Annotated in this window: 13 protein-coding genes; 4 read left to right on the top strand and 9 right to left on the bottom strand. The window is 37.2% G+C overall.

Annotated features, from left to right (window positions below):
• Positions 1–74: 74 nt before the first annotated feature.
• Positions 75–914 (bottom strand): formyltetrahydrofolate deformylase, encoded by an 840-nt coding sequence (gene purU / locus AC07VK_RS16270; protein ID WP_492953812.1) that lies wholly within the window; start codon positions 912–914, stop codon positions 75–77.
• A 118-nt stretch (positions 915–1,032) separates the two neighbouring features.
• Here purU and AC07VK_RS16265 point away from each other — a divergent pair, with 118 nt between their 5' ends.
• Positions 1,033–2,409: a DNA recombination protein RmuC gene (locus tag AC07VK_RS16265; RefSeq protein ID WP_492961747.1), complete on the top strand. Its 1,377-nt coding sequence runs from the start codon at positions 1,033–1,035 to the stop codon at positions 2,407–2,409.
• 317 nt (positions 2,410–2,726) lie between these two features.
• Here the strand turns inward: AC07VK_RS16265 and thiL are convergent, their stop codons facing one another.
• The 3 genes from thiL to nadA all read right to left on the bottom strand — a co-directional run bounded on the left by thiL (position 2,727) and on the right by nadA (position 6,259).
• Positions 2,727–3,767: a thiamine-phosphate kinase gene (thiL, locus tag AC07VK_RS16260; RefSeq protein ID WP_492961745.1), complete on the bottom strand. Its 1,041-nt coding sequence runs from the start codon at positions 3,765–3,767 to the stop codon at positions 2,727–2,729.
• A gap of 122 nt (positions 3,768–3,889) precedes the next feature.
• Positions 3,890–5,128, bottom strand: a complete 1,239-nt coding sequence (locus AC07VK_RS16255; protein ID WP_492961743.1) for a dicarboxylate/amino acid:cation symporter — start codon at positions 5,126–5,128, stop codon at positions 3,890–3,892.
• A gap of 132 nt (positions 5,129–5,260) precedes the next feature.
• Positions 5,261–6,259: a quinolinate synthase NadA gene (gene nadA, locus AC07VK_RS16250; RefSeq protein WP_492953815.1), complete on the bottom strand. Its 999-nt coding sequence runs from the start codon at positions 6,257–6,259 to the stop codon at positions 5,261–5,263.
• A gap of 450 nt (positions 6,260–6,709) precedes the next feature.
• Here nadA and nadB point away from each other — a divergent pair, with 450 nt between their 5' ends.
• Complete coding sequence (gene nadB, locus AC07VK_RS16245; RefSeq protein ID WP_492953816.1) at positions 6,710–8,296, top strand: L-aspartate oxidase; 1,587 nt, start codon at positions 6,710–6,712, stop codon at positions 8,294–8,296.
• Positions 8,297–8,425: 129 nt separating this feature from the next.
• Positions 8,426–8,938 (top strand): gamma carbonic anhydrase family protein, encoded by a 513-nt coding sequence (locus tag AC07VK_RS16240; protein ID WP_492953817.1) that lies wholly within the window; start codon positions 8,426–8,428, stop codon positions 8,936–8,938.
• A gap of 96 nt (positions 8,939–9,034) precedes the next feature.
• Here AC07VK_RS16240 and AC07VK_RS16235 read toward each other — a convergent pair whose 3' ends face one another.
• From AC07VK_RS16235 to AC07VK_RS16215, 5 genes are all read right to left on the bottom strand, one after another.
• Positions 9,035–10,678 carry an Ig-like domain-containing protein gene (locus AC07VK_RS16235; protein ID WP_492961741.1) on the bottom strand — a complete coding sequence of 548 codons (1,644 nt, stop codon included), beginning with the start codon at positions 10,676–10,678 and terminating at the stop codon, positions 9,035–9,037.
• Between the two features lie 121 nt (positions 10,679–10,799).
• Complete coding sequence (mnmG, locus tag AC07VK_RS16230) at positions 10,800–12,662, bottom strand: tRNA uridine-5-carboxymethylaminomethyl(34) synthesis enzyme MnmG (protein ID WP_492961739.1); 1,863 nt, start codon at positions 12,660–12,662, stop codon at positions 10,800–10,802.
• A gap of 146 nt (positions 12,663–12,808) precedes the next feature.
• On the bottom strand, positions 12,809–14,671 hold the full coding sequence (locus tag AC07VK_RS16225) for an ABC-F family ATP-binding cassette domain-containing protein (protein ID WP_492961737.1): 1,863 nt from the start codon (positions 14,669–14,671) through the stop codon (positions 12,809–12,811).
• Between the two features lie 759 nt (positions 14,672–15,430).
• A complete protein-coding gene (gene ybeY, locus AC07VK_RS16220) occupies positions 15,431–15,868 on the bottom strand; it encodes an rRNA maturation RNase YbeY (RefSeq protein ID WP_492953821.1) in 438 nt (145 codons plus the stop codon).
• Positions 15,869–15,987: 119 nt separating this feature from the next.
• Positions 15,988–19,305 carry a DUF4175 family protein gene (locus AC07VK_RS16215; RefSeq protein WP_492961735.1) on the bottom strand — a complete coding sequence of 1,106 codons (3,318 nt, stop codon included), beginning with the start codon at positions 19,303–19,305 and terminating at the stop codon, positions 15,988–15,990.
• A 309-nt stretch (positions 19,306–19,614) separates the two neighbouring features.
• Here AC07VK_RS16215 and AC07VK_RS16210 point away from each other — a divergent pair, with 309 nt between their 5' ends.
• Positions 19,615–20,163, top strand: coding sequence for a sigma-70 family RNA polymerase sigma factor (locus tag AC07VK_RS16210; protein ID WP_492961733.1), 549 nt, complete (start codon positions 19,615–19,617; stop codon positions 20,161–20,163).
• The last annotated feature ends 40 nt before the right edge of the window (positions 20,164–20,203 follow it).

The raw sequence follows: 20,203 nt of genomic DNA, 5'->3' as shown, positions 1-20,203 counted from the left end.
ATCGGGTCCGCTCGAAATGACGACCAAGCTTAGAAAAAAGTCTTCGCAATCCGTCAAACCCTAAACGCATGCGCTTATTTAAACACAATCGTCTTATTCCCACTCACAAAAACGCGGTCTTCGAAAATAAGCTCCAAAGCTTCTAACAATACTTTTTTTTCTATTTCTTTTCCAGCCCGAACCATTTCTTTTACCCCAAAATTATGATCTACGTGGTTAGTATGCTGCGTAATAATTGGCCCTTCATCCAGGTTATCGGTAACAAAATGGGCAGTAGCGCCAATAATTTTTACACCACGTTCAAAAGCCTGGCGATAGGGGTTAGCGCCTATAAAAGCCGGTAAAAACGAATGATGGATATTGATGATTTTACCTGCATAATCTTTTACAAAATCAGCGGATAGAATTCGCATAAATTTAGCCAGCACCAAATAATCTACCTCGAACCGGTTGATAATTTCTTTTACTTCAGCTTCGAATACACTTTTATCCTTATTGGTATGATCGACATAAAAATAAGGAATGCCCAATTTTTCGGTAAAATCCCTCAGGCTTTCGTAATTGCCTATTACACATTTTACGTTTGCCCCTAAGGTTTTGAATTGGTTTTTGATCAGTATTTCTGCCAGGCAATGATACTCTTTGGTTACCAAAACGGCAATCTGTTTTTCCTGTTGGGTAATTAAATTTACCAAAGCAGCATTTGGCAGGTTTTCTAAAAGTTTTTCCTTTAATTTTTCAGTCTCCCCCAGGTTTCCGGTGCAGGCAATACGGGTAAAAAACGATTTATTCGCCTCGTCTACAAACTCGCGCATGGCGATAATATTCAATTGGTGAGCAGCCAGCACGCGGGTAATATTTGTAACTAAACCAACTTGATCGGGACAGGATATGAGGACTGTTAATGCGTTCATTTATAAAATACTAATGCCCAATTATAGAAATTTTTTTCCGTTATTTTCTGTTCACAATAACTAAAATTTTTTGGTATATCTATTTTAAATCTTCATTTTTGCTAAAATTTTTATCATTATGGAGATTGCGGGTATTGCTTTACTAATCGTTATTTTAATAGTCCTGGTTATTTTATTATTAAAGAAACCACAGGCTGCTCTTTCTATTATCTCGGTAGAAGACTTCGAAAGAACAAAAAGTGAAAATGAATCTTTAAAAATCACCCTGGCCAAAGCCGACGAACGTGTTTCTAATTTATCTGCAGAAAAAGAGCACATTACCACATTGCTTAAACAAGAACAGCAACGCCTAATTGATGAATTACAGGCGGAGCGCGACCGGCTTGCCGATGCCAACAGAGAGTTGGAAAGTACCAGGTCATTTTACCTGGCCGAAAAAGAAAAACTTGCCGAACAAAAGCTAAGTTATGAGCAGTCGCAAGAAAAACTGAACAAAGACTTTGAATTAATTGCCAATAAAATCCTGGAGGAAAAATCGAGCAAATTTATTGAGCAGAACCGCACCAATCTGGATATTATTTTAAATCCTTTGAAAGAAAACATTAAAGCTTTTGAAGATAAAGTAGAAAAGGTTTACAAAGCCGAATCAGATGAAAGAAATACACTGAAAGGCGTAATTTCACTATTAATGGATCAAAGTAAACAGATTCAGGAAGATGCCAATAATTTAACCAAAGCTTTAAAAGGTGATAGCAAAAAGCAAGGCAATTGGGGAGAGGTAATTTTAGAAAAGGTTTTGGAACGATCCGGTTTGGTGCGCGATCAGGAATACCGCATTCAAGCCTCGCATGTATCCGCCGAAGGCGGTCGCTACCAACCCGATGTGGTGATAGATCTTCCAGATAACAAACATCTTGTAGTTGATGCTAAGGTATCGCTGGTTGCTTATGAGCGTTCTGTATCTGCAGAGACGGATGAAGAGCGTGACGGCTTTGTAAAAGCCCATTTAGCCTCGATCAAGAATCACATATTAGAGTTATCTTCTAAAAATTACCAGGATTTATATAAAATCAATTCTCCAGACTTTGTTTTGCTGTTTGTTCCAATCGAATCTTCTTTCAGTATTGCCGTACAAAAAGATGCCGAACTTTTCAATTTTGCATGGGATAGAAGGGTAGTAATTGTGAGTCCATCAACGTTATTAGCCACCTTGCGTACCATTGCCAGCATGTGGAAACAGGAACGCCAAAACCGGAATGTAATGGAAATTGCCCGGTTAAGCGGAAGCATGTACGATAAGTTTGTAGGCTTCATTGCTGATATGGAAAATATTGGTAAACACATCAAAAACGGACAGGATGCTTACGATAAAGCCATAAATAAATTGTCGGTCGGTGCGGGAAATTTAACCAATACTTCAGAAAAGATTAAAAAATTAGGTGCAAAAACCACCAAACAGATTGACACAAAGTATTTAGATCTTAATGAAGATTAGGCAAATCTGTTTAATTTTTTAGCCTAAATTATAGCTAAAACTTGCAAATTTAGTGATTTTTTCTGACAGCCATAGAACGATTTTTTGTTATTTTTTATTTTTCTGAATGTAGAGCTGTTCATTGAAGTCCTTATTCTGAATTCATTTCAAGGTCTATAATGCATGCTGATCCCGGAGATTTGGGACAGTGCGACGATCGCATAAAAAAGTCGTCATTTCGAGCGAAGTGCAACGAGTCGAGAAATCTATGTAAACAGATCTCTCCATTTCGCTACGCTACAGTCGAGATGACGACGTATCATTTTTTAAATTAAAGTTTATTTCTTAAAAGCATTCCATCCCTGGGCTTTCAACTCATGTACTTTTTCCGATTTTGAAACCATTTTGCAGCCCGAATTTTTATCGGTAACATGGCCAATCACAGTGATATCTAAATCATGTTTCAGTTTTTTATAATCTTCCTGGCTGATGGTAAACAATAACTCATAATCTTCGCCACCACTCAAAGCACAAACTGTAGGGTCTAAACCTAACTCGCGGGCAGTTTCATAAGTCATTGGATCTAAAGGTATCTTCTCTTCGTAAATGGTTATTCCTTTATCTGATTGTTCTGCCAAATGCAAAATTTCGGAAGCTAAACCATCCGAAACATCAATCATAGAAGTTGGTTTGATATTCATTTCATCTAAAAGCGCAACAATATCCATCCTTGCCTCTGGTTTCAATTGTCTTTCGATGATATAATCTTTCCCTTCTAAATCTGGTTGAATCTGCGGATTTTCCAGATAAATTAATTTCTCTCTTTCTAAAATCTGCAGGCCTAAATAAGCACCACCCAAATCGCCCGAAACACATAATAAATCATGTTCTTGAGCACCATTTCTGTATACTACTTTATCGGCATCGGCATAACCAATACTGGTAATACTAATCACCAAACCTTGCTTGCTTGATGATGTATCTCCGCCAATTAAATCGATGTTGTATTTGTTGCAGGCCAGTTCAATTCCTTTATAAATTTCTTCAACAGCCTCTAATGGAAATTTGCTCGACAAACCCAGCGAAACTGTAATCTGACTAGCTTTTCCATTCATGGCGTAAATATCACTTAAATTTACCTGAACAGCTTTGTAACCTAAGTGCATTAAAGGCACATAAGCCAGGTCAAAGTGGATCCCTTCCAGCAATAAATCGGTCGAAATTAAGGTCTGTTTTCCTTTAGCATCTAAAACAGCAGCATCGTCGCCAACACCTTTTACCGAATAATCGTTTTTAATTTTAAAATTAGTAGTGAGGTGTTTAATCAACCCAAATTCACCTAATTCATTAATATCTGTACGCTCTTTATTTTCAAACATATGCAATAGTTAGGGGCGATGCCCCAGATTTTTATTTTTTAAAATCAACTGTCATTCTGAGCATAGCGAAGAATCTTTAACTACACCAGCTGGTATTTCATAGCTAGCAGATCCTTCCTGCGTCAGGATGACAAATCCTTACTCTCCATCCAGTTTTTACCTTCGGTAAACCGGGCAATTAACATGGCCGCAACATTATCACCAGTGGCATTTAACAAAGTAGCCATCGGATCGACCAATGTTCCTATAATCATAGCTGGTGGTAGCGCCTCTGGTGGTAATTGGTAAGCCGAAATCATTAATAACTCGCCAATATAACCTCCATTTGGTATTCCTCCCTCTACTATACTCACCAAAACAGTAATGCCTAAGGCCAAAATAATGGTATCAACATGTACTAAATCTTTACCAAAAATGGCAAAAACAACGGCAATTTTAACTATAGAGCTAATACTCGAACCATCCTTATGCAAGGTAGAACCTAAGGGAATCGTCACATTGGTGATGTAATCGGGTACCCCCATTTTTCGTGCGCCATCTAAATTCGCCGGAATAGTGGCAATGCTGCTACAGGTTCCGATTGAAGTTAAAGACGGTACAATGTTATTTTTCCAAAATACTTTTATCGCTTTAAATCCACCCGCAACAAAAGCATATAGGGTGAAAAAAACGATAAAATAAAATGCACCTACGCCATAATATAGCCCTAAAGCTTTAGCATAAGTTCCAAAAAGCTGTGGACCAAAAACTCCTACCTGATAGGCAAAATAAGCACCCAAACCGATTGGCCCCAGTTTCATAATCAAAATGATGAGTTTTTTCATCACTTCATTGCCCGAAACCAAAAAGTTCTTAAATCCATCGCCCTCTTTCCCGGAATATAGTGTTGAAAAACCAACCAGTACCGAAAAAATAATCAATGCAAGCATGTTTTTCCTACTGCCAATCTCGAAAAATTCACCTACGGTTAAAAGTTGCGTCATCTGTTCGCCAAACAACTGTATTTTTTCCGGTTCAGTTGGCAAAGTAGCATTTCCCAATTGTTGATGGATCGGAAAAATCCATGTAGCAACCAATGTTAAAACCGCAGAAATGAGTATGGTAGAAAGAAAAACCAAAACCATAATGGTTAATAATTTCCCTAACTTTTTGGTTCTGTCTATATTCGCAATTGCTGAGGAAACCGCAAAAAATACCAATGGAATAACCGCGGTAAACAACAGGTTTAAAAATATATCGCCTAGTGGTTTAATACTTTCAACGCTTTTCCCAAAAATTAAGCCCACAATACTTCCAACAGTTATTCCTGCCAAAAGCCATAGTAAGCCCGAGTAATTTTTAAGAATGTTGTTTTTTTCCATGTAATTATTTTTCCGTCATTGCAAGGCACGAAGCAATCTCATAACTATCGCTACCTGCGAAGGCGTTAAGATTGCTTCCCCGAAAAGTCGGGACGGGCTGTCGTACCTCCTCGCAATGACGATTTTTATTTTTTACAAACCCAGCTCTGCTGAAATATCCAGCATTCTTTGAATCGGTTTACGTGCCTGCTCTATAATATGCTCAGGTACAGTTACTTCAGGCAAACCATTTTTAATACATAAATATAGTTTTTCTAAAGTATTTCTTTTCATATATGGGCAATCGTTACAAGCACAGCTGTTATTCGGCGGCGCCGGAATAAATGTTTTTGTCGGATTTGCCTTCTCCATCTGGTGGATAATTCCACTTTCGGTAGCCACAATAAATTCGGTAGCTGGATTGGTGATCGTGTATTTTAAAAGTCCTGTTGTTGAACCGATATAATCGGCCATTTTCAAAACCACTTCTTCACATTCCGGATGCGCAATAAATTTAGCATTCGGATGGCGTTCTTTTAACTTTGTAATTTTCTCCTGCGAAAAAATTTCATGTACCATACAGGCGCCATTCCACAATACCAAATCGCGTCCGGTTTTCTTTGCTACATAAGCACCTAAGTTCCGATCGGGACCGAATATTATTTTTTGGTCTTTAGGTAAACTCTCTACAATTTGAACCGCATTGGTACTGGTACAAACAATATCACTTAAAGCTTTTAATTCGGCCGTGCAGTTTACATAAGTGATCACCAGGTGATCTGGATATTTTTCTTTAAACTTTCTAAACAAATGGGGCGGACAACTATCTGCTAATGAGCAACCTGCTTTTACATCTGGTAATAAAACGGTTTTATCAGGCGATAAAATCTTTGCTGTTTCGGCCATAAAATGAACACCAGCAAACACGATTACATCAGCATCTGTTTTTGCAGCTTCTTGAGATAGGCCTAAACTATCGCCAATATAATCTGCAATATCCTGAATGTCAGGTTCTTGGTAGTAATGTGCAAGAATAATGGCATTCTTTTCCTTTTTTAACTTCTCAATCTCCGCAAAAAGATCAAGTGTAGGATCAATTTCTTCTTCTGCGAAACCTTTTTTATTGATTTCTTCTAAGACATCTATGTTCATTTTAAAATTTTCCTTTTTTGAATTTTGACGTTGGTCAAAGATAAAGCTTTCAACGTCTCAATAATTAATAAGTATTTTTAAATAAATAAATCTTGTTTGTTTATTAGTGTGTTAGTATTGTTGGCAAGTTTCGAAAAAAAGTTCTTTTATATAAGTTGTTAATCGTTTACTAACATTTAGATTACATTTCGCTAATATCATGAGTTTGATTTTCAGCACTATCGAAAAGTCGCTCAATTTTTATCAATACCCGAATGTTAATTGTTTATAAGTGGGTAAAAAGTTAATTACTTGTACAAAGGTGCTCAAAAATTACTTAAAAGATTGTGGCAAATTGTCTTTTTAGAGTAGCTTTAAACATTCAAATTTATTTGTTAGGATAATTTAGACACAGAGTTAACATTTATCAACTAGTTGTTAACATCGTGGATAAAGTAAATGTTTTTATTAATGAGGAAAGTAGATTTTCTGGTAATTGGTTCAGGTATAGCGGGTTTGAGTTTTGCACTTAAGGCAGCCAAGTTTGGTAAGGTTTTGATTGTTACTAAATCGAACGAAGACGAATCGAATACAAAATACGCACAGGGCGGTGTTGCGGTTGTGGTGGATAAAGGTGATTCTTTTGAAAAACATATCGATGATACTTTGATTGCCGGCGACGGATTATGTGATGAAAAAATTGTGGAAATCGTTGTAAAAGAGGGACCTCAGCGTATTCAGGAGATCATTGATTATGGTATAAACTTCGATAAGGATAATGCCGGTTTCTATGATTTGGCAAAGGAGGGTGGGCACTCCGAACACCGTGTTTTGCACTATAAAGACATCACAGGATATGAGATTGAACGGGTGTTGCTGAATGAAATTCATGAGAATAACAACATAGAGATATTAACACATTACTTCGCACTGGAGTTAATTACCCAGCATCACCTGGGTGAGTTTGTGGATAAACGTACCGAAGATATTAACTGTTATGGCATATATGCCTTTAACACAGAGCTTAACGATGTGGAAAAGATTGTGGCAAATGTGACTGTGATGGCTTCGGGCGGTGCCGGACATGTGTATTCGGCCACAACAAATCCGGTTATTGCAACAGGCGATGGTATGGCAATGGTTTACCGGGCAAAGGGAAAAGTGAGAAATATGGAGTTTATTCAGTTCCATCCAACAGCTTTGTACCATCCTGGAGAGTACCCATCGTTCCTAATATCGGAAGCTGTTAGGGGTTTTGGTGGTGTTTTAAGACGTAAGAATGGCGAAGAGTTTATGCATGAGTATGATGAACGTAAATCGTTGGCACCACGTGATATTGTAGCCAGGGCTGTTGATAATGAAATGAAGAAATCGGGTGATGATTTTGTTTATCTTGATATTACCATGCGCAAGAAGGCAGATATTCTGAAACATTTTCCTAATATATATGCCAAGTGTTTGTCAATTGGAATAGATATGACAAAAGATTATATCCCGGTTACACCTGCCTCTCATTATATGTGCGGTGGTATTCTGGTTGATGAATATGGCCGCTCTTCAATTAAAAATCTTTATGCCTGTGGTGAATGTTCTTCTACCGGTTTACATGGCGCTAACCGTTTGGCATCCAATTCGTTACTAGAAGCAACGGTTTTTGCTCACCGCATTTATCAGGATGCTATTGAAAACTTCAAGAATAATGTTATTCCAGATCACATTCCTGAATGGGATTCGAAAGGGGTTACGCAAAGTAACGAGGATGTATTGGTTACGCATAACCTTAGGGAATTGCAAAAAATTATGGGCGATTATGTAGGTATTGTCCGTTCTGATTTCCGTTTGGAAAGAGCACATCGCCGTTTATTTTTAATCTACCAGGAAACAGAAGAGTTTTATAAAAAGAATAAGGTTTCAGTTAAACTTTGTGAATTGCGTAATGTAATTCAAACGGCTTATCTGGTGATCAAATCTGCGATGCAAAGGAAAGAGAGCAGGGGATTACATTATACTACTGACTATCCTGAACATGCAAAAGAACTGGTAGATACTGTTTTTTAATGTGGAATCGTCATGCTGACCTGTAGCGCAGCGGAAAGCTACGCAGTAAATTTAGGTCAGCATCTACGTATCATATATACAATACATATAAGACCCTGAAATAAATTCAGGGTGACGTAAAATAATGTTATGCCTTTAATACTACCCGTAAAAGATAAATACCCTGAAATTGGAAAAGACAATTTTATTGCAGAGAACGCCACAATAGTGGGTGATGTAATAATAGGTGATAAATGTTCCGTATGGTTTAATGCCGTGATTAGAGGCGATGTAAATGCCATTACAATCGGAAATGAATCGAACATTCAAGATGGTGCCGTAATTCATGCAACGTACTTAAAAGCTTCTACACACATCGGTAACCGGGTATCTGTAGGGCACAATGCCATAGTACATGGTTGTACGGTTCAGGATAATGTTTTAATCGGCATGGGTGCCATTGTAATGGATCATGCGGTTATAGAAGCGTATTGTATTATTGCAGCTGGGTCTGTCGTATTGGAAAATACCATTTGTGAAACAGGTTATTTATACGCGGGTACACCTGCAAAAAAAATAAAGCCCATTACCGAAGAGCAAAGGGCTTTGTTGAATAAATTGCCTGATAATTACATTATGTATTCGGGCTGGTTTAACCAATAGTTTTCGTCATTTCGACTGAAGTGAAACGGAATGGAGAAATCTGTTTCGAGATAGATCTCTCCATTCCACTGTGTTCCAGTCGAGATGACGGTTTTTTTACTTAGTTGGAGGTGAAGGTATCACCAGTGGATCTTCACGTTCCCAGTTCGGTTTTAAATCCATTAAAGCTTTTAAATACCAAACCTTTTCGGGTTGGTATCCTTCCTTAACATTTCCCGTGTCCCAGATTCCGTTTTTATTGTCATCGTAAATTACCCTGAGCATATATTTGCCTGCCGGATATTTAGAAAAAGTAACCTTCGAATTCTTGCTAACCGGAAAAGATTTTATAATATCCTTTTTTTCACTTAAAAACTGCACAACATATCTTTTAGAAGTATCCGGAACAGTTACATTTAATACCAGGGTGGTATAAGCATCCGGGCTTTCGAGTGAAAAACGTTTGGTTACATCTTTGTTTTTAGCGTTAAATATAGCAGTAAATGCACCTGCAGCTAATTTTAAATCATAAGTTCTTTTATTTTTCCAGGGGTATTTAATGTAATATTTAAGAAAATCTACGCTGTCTTTTACCACCTCAAAAGTTGTTCGTTTCACAGAATCTTCTAAAAGCGTGATTTTAGATGGATCTGCAGCAGTCATCGGAAAAGGAAAGCTTAGGGTTAACTGCTGGAAAGGGTTTAATTTACCGCCCGATAAATTATCAGAAATCGTTACATCGCGTGTGTAGGTGTCTTTTTTGCCCCTGGTAAAATTTAAAGTCTGTAAAACCTTACCCTGATCGTGTATGGCAACCTTAACTGAATCGAAACTTAAATCCTTTAGCCAGATTTTTGCAGTATCATTGTTTTTAGAAAAATGGACAAACTTACCTACATCTACAGCTGGTGGGTCTGTAATGGTTATTTTAGGACTTTTAAGCTGCTGATTTAAGCTGATTGATATACTACCGTCGTTATTTAATTTTCGGTCTAATACCCGGAATTCTGGTGCCAGTTCTTTAAATATTTGCAGATCTATGTTCTCTATATTTTTATCTATTACAACAGGCTCTTTTACAAATCCAACTTCGTCCGAAATCTGCTGGTATATTTTATCACCTCCTCCGCTACTTTCTTTTACCGCATATACTTTATAAGTACCTTTTCTTAAATTATTTAATTTGTACGTTCCGGCACTATCGGTAGTGGTATAAATTGATGGACGTTTTTTTCCAAAAATGGTATCTCTTTCTAAAGGCAGAATAAATACGGTAACTTCCTTCTCAGGTTCGTCTGTTAGCGAATTAATTACCTTGCCACTTAACGATAACGAATCTATTTCTGGGCCGGTAGAAAAAACATAAGATAAATTTTTAACTACGTTTCCCTCGTTAACATCAGCCACAGACTTTCCGAAGTTTAAGGTATAGGTCGTATTTTTTTCTAAAGAATCCTTAAGATTAATTTCTAATCTTTTTTGTCGCTTTTTTAACTCTGGAAGTTTTTCCTGATCGGGTGAAATAGAAAATTCTTTAAACTCATCTTTAAGATTAAAATATTCATCAAACTCGATTACAATTTTTTTAGCATTAAAATTCCTCGTTTGATTTTTTGGGGTCATGCTTAAAACTTTTGGTGGCTTCGTATCTTTTGGTCCACCTTGTGGTGTTTGGATACTTGCACAACCAAAAAATAGGAGCAAGGTTGTAACAACCGCTAAATTTTTAAGGTTAAAATACTGAGCTTTTAAATTTGGCATATTTTAAACGTTCTGACGAATTTTTATACTTTTTGGAACCGTAACATTAAAAAATCTTTTTTTTAGCTTATATCGCTTTATTTTAAGTCTGTTTTTAAATAGTTAAAGTATTGATTATCAATTACTTATTAATATAAACCATTAAAACTGATATATCGGAAGGTGAAACGCCCGAAATCCGCGATGCCTGACCCAAAGTCCGTGGTTTGATCTTAAATAATTTTTCCCTGGCCTCTTTTGAAATGGAAACAATTTTATTGTAATCGAAATCTGGCTTGATTTCTTTGTCTTCCATCTTCAGCATTTTAGCTACAATTTCATTTTCCTTTTCAAAATAACTTTCATATTTGATTTTGATTTCAGCTTGTTCAATTGTCTCATTGTCGAGATCTTTTGTCGCTTCAGCAAGCGGTTTGCTTACTTTAATCAGATCGGGTAAACCAACATGAGGTCTGCCAACTAGGCTATGTATTTTTACATTTTGATTTAAAGCACTTGATCCTAAACTTTCGAGCATTGGATTGGCGTCGCTCATTTCGATACCCTGATTTCTGCTGAACTTAACCAAAGCATCAGCATTTGCAATTTTCTGATTTACCTTTTCTAAACGCTCATCAGAAATTAAACCAAGCTCATGTCCGATAGGAGATAAGCGGATATCAGCATTGTCCTGCCTCAATAATAAACGGTGTTCTGCCCTCGACGTAAACATGCGATAAGGTTCTTCCGTTCCTTTAGTTACCAGGTCATCAATTAAAACACCAATATAACTGTCAGATCTTTTCATGATCAGTTCGTGTTTATCAGTGATTTTTTGATGTGCATTTATACCCGCCATGAAACCTTGACAAGCCGCTTCTTCGTATCCAGTAGTTCCGTTTATCTGTCCGGCTAAAAATAAATTGCTGATCAATTTAGTTTCTAGTGTTAATGATAGTTGGGTAGGTGGGAAGAAATCATATTCAATTGCATAACCTGGTCTAAACATTTTGGCCTGTTCAAAACCTGGTATTAACCTTAAAGCTTTAAACTGTACATCTTCCGGAAGTGAGGTCGAAAATCCGTTTACATAAATTTCGCAAGTATTCCATCCTTCAGGTTCAACAAAAATCTGGTGTCTGTCACGCTCAGCAAAACGGTTAATTTTATCTTCAATGGATGGGCAGTATCTTGGCCCTAAACCTTTAATTCTTCCGGTAAACATTGGCGACTTTTCGAAACCTTCTTTTAAAGTTTCATGAACATCTCCATTAGTATAGGTGATCCAGCAACAACGCTGATCGGTCGAAACTTCGGTATCGGTGTATGAGAATTTACCTGGGTTTTCATCACCCCATTGTTCTTCCATTTTGGTATAATCCAAACTTCTTCCATCTACGCGCGGGGGAGTACCGGTTTTCATTCGGCCTGCTTCCATGCCTAGTTCTACCAGTTGCTCTGTAATTCCTGTCGATGCTCTTTCGGCTGTCCTACCTCCTCCAAATTTCTTTTCTCCGATGTGCATTACACCGTTCAAAAAAGTTCCATTGGTAAGGACTACTGCTGTACTTTCTATTTCGATACCTAAAGAAGTTTTAACACCATATACCGTATTATCTTTCACTAATAAACCTACAACACTATCTTGCCATATATCAAGATTAGGTGTTCTTTCTAGTGCTAAGCGCCACTCTTCTGCAAAGCGCATTCTATCAATCTGTGCTCTTGGGCTCCACATTGCGGGACCTTTTGATTTGTTGAGCATTCTAAATTGAATAGTCGATTTATCAGAAATGATGCCTGAGTAACCACCCATTGCATCCACCTCTCGAACGATCTGTCCTTTAGCTACGCCACCCATGGCAGGGTTACAACTCATCTGGGCTATGGTGCCCATATTCATTGTGATTAATAAAACAGATGATCCTAAATTGGCAGCAGCAGCAGCAGCTTCACAGCCTGCGTGACCAGCACCAACAACAATCAAATCGTATTTTGAAAACATTTTATTTTATATTTCTTTAATTGTTCCACGTGGAACAATTGGTTTTTATTTTAGTATTACGAGATGCTGAAACAAGTTCAGCATGACGATTTGTTGATGTTCCACGTGAAACATAACGCGGAAAACATCTTTGAATTGCGCTTTTGTTATTCTGAAAGTTCTAGCCAACGCATGGTGAGATCGTCAAGCTTTGCTTGAAGTGATTCTATCTCGGCGGAAACTTCCTGAATCTTTATATAGTCGGTCGCGTCAATTTTAACTAAGCTTTCGTTAAGCAAAGCTATTTTGTTTTCTGTTTCTGCAATACCTTTTTCGCTATCTTCTAATTCTTTTTGCTCCTTGAAGCTTAATTTCTTTGCCGTTTTGATAGGTGGTTGTTCTACAACAGGAGCAGGGGTTTTCTTGGTTTCTGCTTTTACTTTTGGTTGTTCTAAACTTAAACGGTACTCAGAATAATTACCATTATAAATTTTAACTACACCTTCACCTTCCATGATAAATATTTGATCGCTCATTTTATCGAGCAGGTATCTATCGTGAGAAACCAGCATTAATATGCCGGGAAAGTTTTCTAAAAATTCTTCAAGAACATTCAGTGTGTCGATGTCAAGATCGTTGGTTGGCTCATCCAAAATTAAAAAGTTTGGATTTTGCATCAGTACTTTCATCAGGTTCAAACGCTTCTTTTCGCCACCACTTAATTTCTCAACCATGCCATGTTGTTTCTTGGGCGGGAATAGAAATAAGGTTAATAGGGCAGAGGCAGTAATCACCGAACCGTCAGCCATCTTGATATATTCGGCATCAGACTTTACAATATCAATTACTCTTTCCTTCGGATCGAAGGTTAATCCGCCCTGCTTATAGTAGCCGAAAACAGTAGTTTCACCTGTGTCTACTTTACCTGCATCTGGTTTCAATTGGCTGGTAATAATATTTAATAGAGTAGATTTTCCGGTTCCGTTTTTTCCAGCCAAGCCAATACGATCACCTTTTTTAAAGGTATAACTAAAATCGTTAATGATTGGACGTCCGTCAAAAGCTTTTTGAATGTGTTCCAGCTCAATAATTTTCCCACCTTGACGAGACATCTTCATTTGGAGGTTAATGCTCTGATTATCAGTCTTTTTCTTGGTTTTTTCCTCTAAATCATAAAAAGCATTAATTCTTGCGTTAGATTTCGTTGCCCGGGCCTGTGGCATGCGCCTCATCCACTCTAATTCTTTCTTTAACAGCTGTTGGTTCTTGTGTAAAACCGTTGCGTCTAAAGCTTCTCTTTCGCTTTTCTTTTCTAAGAAATAAGCATAATTTCCGTTATAGTTAAATATTTTTCCTCTGTCTAGCTCTACAATAGTATTGCAAACATTATCCAAAAAGTACCTGTCGTGGGTAACGAGTAAAATTGTTTTTTGCCCGGTAGTTAATAATTTCTCCAGCCATTCAATGGTATCAATATCCAAATGGTTGGTTGGCTCATCAAGCACCAAAATTTCCGGATCTTCAATTAAAAGCTTAGCCAGGGCCAAACGTTTCTTTTGCCCACCAGACAGGGTAGATATTTTCTGTTGAAGATGAGTAATACCCATTCTGTTTAAAATGGTTTTAATCTCATGTTCATATTCCCAGGCATTGTGCTCGCTTAATTCTTCATATAAACGGTTAAGCGTTTTTTCATCTGGATTAGGGTCTTCAATTAATTCTTCATATTCCTTAATCAACTGTTGTTGTTTATTCTCTAGCGAGAATATGTGGTCGCTAATAGAAAAGCCTTCAGTAAATTGTGGCTCCTGATCGAGAAAACCGATTTTAACAGCTTTATTTTTAACAATTTTACCTTCGAGCGGAGGGAACCTTTCTGCCAATAATTTCAAAAGTGTACTCTTACCTGCACCATTAATTCCAACCAACGCCACGCGCTGACCAGAGTTAATACCCAAGGTTAAATTTTTAAATAGCCATTCGTCATGATAACCATGCCCTAAGCCTTCTGCCGCAATTAGTGTGCTCAATTTTTTTGTATTTCGGATTTATAAAGGAAAATTAGTGCAAAAGTAAGTATAAAATATTTGGAACGGCATAATCAAATTGTAAAGGGCTTCTGTATCAGCTAAAAATGGCAGAATATTGATGTATTGGATTGTCTGTTCTTAGTTCATGTGGCATTGCTGCATCATTTCAGTAAAAAGAAAACAGCGGTCGGACTCGCTCCACCGCTGCTTCAATCATTAACTAAAACTAAACTTTATCTTGATATAATGCACAGGATATAAATTCCAGCGCATTATGTAATTGCCGTTTTTTGAATATAAGACTGCAATTGGTTGAAAATGTTGCAGGGAATTTCGGTGTATTATACCAGTATAGTCTAATTGTCGACGAACGCCCATAACTATTAGACAAACGGGAAACAAGCGCAGGAAGGTATTCCAAACAAAATTGATAACAATAGATTTAAAATTAGCTGTTAAAATGTACTATACAGCAAAGTCTGATTGAAAGAGCTGGCAAAAAACTTATGGAAAATTAACGGTTGAGACGGGTTTGGTTCGGAGTTAGTTCGGACTTAAGACAGAGTTGTGACAATGGTACCCGAACAAAGCCCGTTTAAACCCCGAAATTTATGCATTAAAAAATGCTAGTAGTGGTTTACTTGAGTGGAAGTAAATAAAAGGTGAGTCATTTGCTGTGGTCAGTTGGTTCTGCCACGCGAATGATAAAAGGCCAGTGGATAACCTGAAAATGAATGTAATGTGTAACTAAAAAGAAACTTAGATCAGGCCAGCTTCTGCTCTATAGCTTAAATACTCATCTTCTTTTTGCGTCATGAGGCTTTTAGCGGCTTTTCCTTTGTCTTTGTAACCCAGTAAATGGAGCGTACCATGGATCATAATGCGGCAAACCTCATCAAATTCGATTGTTTTGAAGGTTTTGGCGTTTTCTTTAACGCGCTCTATGCTGATGAAAATATCGCTTACAATCTGTTTTTCTTCTTCTGAGTTATCGAAAGTGATGATATCGGTATAAGTATCATGGTTTAAATATTGCTGGTTGATACCCAGCAAGTATTCGTCGCTACAGAAAATAAAATTAAGCTCCTGCAATTTAAAGCCTTCTTTTTCAATCGTAGCTTTAATCCACTTCTTTACCTTAAGCTTCTGAGGAAGATTATAGCTAACTGATTCTGTGAAAAATGATATTGCAGGCATATTGTGGTGTTTATGGCCGCAAATTTAAGAAATATTCCGACAGTCGTCATGCTGAACTTGTTTCAGCATCTTTTGGACAAAGACCCTGAAATAAATTCAGGGTGATGCAACTCCTAACATCATCGCACCATATTCAACGATTTTAAATATTCAGCGATCTTGTTTTTATAGTAATAATTTAAACTAGGAGGCATTTTTTGCAGCATCTCATTACCATTTTGTTGCTGTTTTTTAAACTGATCGACCATTTTTTGATAAGATGGAGGGAACTCTTTAGCAGCTTTACTTTCCCGTTTAGCATCTTCTTCCTGATCGCGTGCGGCTTTTTCTGCCTCTAATAACTTTGTTAAGAGGTCTTTTTGCCTGTTTAGGGTCTCTTGTTGCAAACGTTTGTTAACCAGATCGCTCTCGGTTTGTTTCATTTCTTTAATGGCTTCGTTTAGGTTGCCCATTTTACCTGTGCCATCCTTGTTCTCTTCACGGTTAATCTTCTCGAGCGCCTGACGGATCATTTGTTGCTGCTGGGCCATCTTACCAAACTCCTGGCTCATTTGTCCTTTGCCAACTTTACCTTGATTATCGCCCGATTTTTGCATTTGCTCCCGGGCTTTTTGCATGCTTTTATTCAACTGTTCCTGCATCTGCGAAAGCTGCTTCATCCCTTGTTTTTGTTTCTTTCCGCTACCCCCCTTACCGTTTTTCTGCATGTTTTGCAACTGACTAAGCGCTTCACTCAACATCAAGGTCAGATTATTGATAGAAGTCATGGTAAACTGCTGAAAACGGTTAGCTTCAGGTGTTCTCCTATCACCCAAACTTTCCAAACTTTTATCCAGGTTGAAATTGATTTTGTTCATCTCCTCATTAACTGTCGATTCTATCTGTGGAACGCGTTTGCTTAAGCTATATAAGCTATCCGCAATAGTTTTAAGGTTATCTTTAATGCTACGCTGTTTCTGAACGTTGCTGGTATAAGAAGGATCGGCCGCGGTCATTTTCTTTAAAGCAAGCATTACTTTTTCCTGATCAAAAGAAGTAGTCAATAAGTTTTCCAAGAGGCGGCGCAACTCTTTGGCATTCAGGTTGTTCTCCATTTCTTCGCCCTGTTGCTGCATATCACTCATTTTTTTAGAAAGTTTTTCCATCTGTTCGCCAGCTTTTTGCTGTTTCTGGCTTGCATTTTTCGAATCCTTTTTATCTAAAGCGTCTTTACTGTCCTGCTGTTCTTTTTGTATATCCTGCACCTCTTTTTCAGGATTTTCGAAAGGATTGGGCCTTTCAAGTGATTGATTTTTTTCTTCCAGCTTTTTTAGATCGTCTTTCAGGTCTTTCATCTCTTTGTTGAGTGCATCCTGTTTTTGCTTCAACGATTCATTGTCCTGTTTTTTATCTTTGGTTTGCTCAGCAAGTTCCTTTTGTTCTTTAGCCAATTCATTTAGCCGATCGATATCGGTTTGGAGGTTTTGTTCAAATTCTAATTGTTTGTAGAGTTCTAAAATCCTGTCGAGTTCATTTTTGAGGGTTTTATTGTCCAATTGCATTTTCGAGAGCTCATTTTGCGTTTGGTCTTTATTTTTCTCATTCATCAGATTTTGCAGCTTTTGCAAAAGTTCTTTTGTTTTCTCATCCAGTACATTATCAAACAGGTCTTTAATCTGTTTCTGTTTTTCCAGAAGCTCTTCGGTTTGCTTTTGGTCTTCCTGTTGCTGAATATTTTTATCGTTCTGTTCTTTTATTTCCTTAACAGCCTCATCAAGCTGTTTCTGCTTGTCTAAAAGGGCTTCAATCTGTTTTTTATCTTCGAAAGAAATCTGTTTTTTATCGATGAGGCTTTCGGCTACCTTTTTACTTTCTTTTTCAATGGTATTGGCGAGGCGTATGGCCGATTGCATTTTTTGTTTTAATGCCTGGTTGCTGGCATTTACCTGTTCGGCAGTTTCTTTTTTAGTAGGCTGTTTAAAGGTTTTAATTTCCGATCGGGTAACTTTTGCGCCATTTACACCGTCATTATCGGCTACTTCAAAATAATATTCAATTTCCTGACCAGGTTTGGCAGCCGCAGTTTTTAAATCCCAGAAATAGAAAAAGCTATTTTCTGTCGCATTGCTCTTAATGGCAATATTTTTGGTAACTGTACCCACAATACGATTATTTTCTTTGAGATGGTATTTAAAACTTAATCTACTAAAACCATAATCGTCAGTTACTTGTCCGCTAAAATATAAAGCTTTATTGCTCGCAGAGTCGGGCTTTTCTTCAACGTTGATACCCGGTGCCTGATCTTTAACTACGGTAATTTGGTGTGAAAGCGAATCTCTAATGGTAACGTATTGGTTTTTAGGTGTAACGCTATATTTTGAATTGTTCCTGATGGTTGCATTAAAGGCCGATTCATTATCCTCAACTTTTAAAACATTTTCGGTTCCATTTAAAATGAACAGGAGTGAACTGCTCTGGCCAGTTTTAAAGTTCCAGGTAACTTTTGTGCCTTCGGGTAAGAGCATATCGCCAACATTGGCAATCAGTTCCTGTTTTTTACCCAGATAAGCAGGGTAATTTAAAGTTGCGGTTGCATTTAGTAGTTCAGGGCGTGGTTTAACCGAAACTGTAAACACAGCTGAACTAAAACCACCTCCTTTAAAAACCAATTTTTTATCGCTCTGTATATTTTTGATGTTGTAATTAAATTTACTGATGCTCTCTTTTTCGAGTTTATAGGTGTTTTTTCCGTCTTCAACGTAAATTTCGGCAGGGAGTTCGTCGCCGGCCAGTTTAACGTTTAGGGTTACATCATCACCTTGTGTAGCTGTTAAACTCTTATTTAAAACTGTGAAACTGAAAGGTGCTTTAGGTGCAATGTACTCATCGTACTTAAAGAAACTATTCGTGCCCTCGCGTAAAATAGTCGGCGCGATAATGGCTATAAGTAGAATGATAGAAAGAGGAACAAAAAGATATTTTAAATATTTCCGGTTATCGTTAATGCTAACGGCGGTGTAAAAGGGGACAGGTTTAAGTTCAAGGATCTTTTGATCGATACTGGCGAGAATAAGGTGGTTGTTTTCAGGATGATTTTCGGATAAATGATGAAGTTGTAAGGTATTCAATAATTTATCCTTAATATCGGAAAAGTGATTTCCAATGATAACCGATGCTTCGTCGAAAGTGAGGTGTTTGCCCAGTTTGAGCATGGAAAGCAAGGGTTTGATGATTAAAAAGCCAACCAGTAGAATACCAATGAGGAGATAGGCAAAAAATACAAAGGTTTTAAAGCCGGCAGTTGGATTGAGGTAATACAGACTTAGGAAAACAAGGAGATACAGCCCTAAAAGTATGGCTGCAGCGTAAATACTGCCCCGCAAAATTTTATTCAGGTAAAATTTGCGGATAAACTCGTCTATCTTCCCTAATAGATCATTGTAATTATTGCTCACCATATCACTGTAAATGTAAAAATAGTTCTAATCAATTGAAAGAAATCTGATATTAGGATAACGTGTTTATTACAAATTGGTTATCAATTTTAACTATTTACCGGTTTTTAATAGAAATTCTTATAAAATGATGAAAATGGTAAAAATAAGACAAACGTTTGTTTAATAAGGAAAAGCTTGTTTTTTCATTAAAATGCATGAAAAACTTAACAATGGGTTGATTCTTATTTAATGAAAAAATATCTTTGGCCTATCATCCGCTCCGAATAACTAGTAAAATCACCCTTTTTATTTTCTCAGGAATCCCTATTAATGGACTATGTTGTTGATTTAGCGTCGGGTTGCTTACAAACTTTTCAAACAGTTTACCGTTTGTTCAACCAAAAACTTTACGCTTATGTACTGAAAAAAACAGGTTCAGTTTACATGGCCGAAGAGGTGGTGCAGCTTACTTTTATCAAACTTTGGGAAAAGAGAGAAAGTCTTTCTTCGGAATATAGTTTATCAGCTCAGATTTTCCGCATTGCGGGTACAATCCTTATCGATCAACTTAGAAAGGAGGCAGTTGGCAAAAAACATTTGACTATAGTGGAAAATGATTATGCTTTGCAGAATGAAGTTGATCAACCAGAAATGCACCATGCACTTGAGCAGGCCATCGAACAAATGGCTCCTGTTAGAAAAAAAGTATTCAAATTAAGTAAGGTAGAGGGCTATTCTTATAAAGAAATTGCAGAAATGCTTTCTATTTCTCCAAAAACAGTCGAAAATCATATATCACAGGCATTAAAACAGCTAAGAGCTGCGTTTTCTTCCATTATTTCTTTGGCCATCATCATGTCGGCCATTATTAATAAATAATTATTGCCTTTTTTGGTTATAAAAACCGTTTTTTCAGAAA

It is taken from the genome of Pedobacter sp. GW821-FHT01D05 (genome assembly GCF_059422505.1).
Note: the sequence above shows the minus strand (reverse complement) of the source record. Positions and strands in the feature narration are given on the sequence as shown.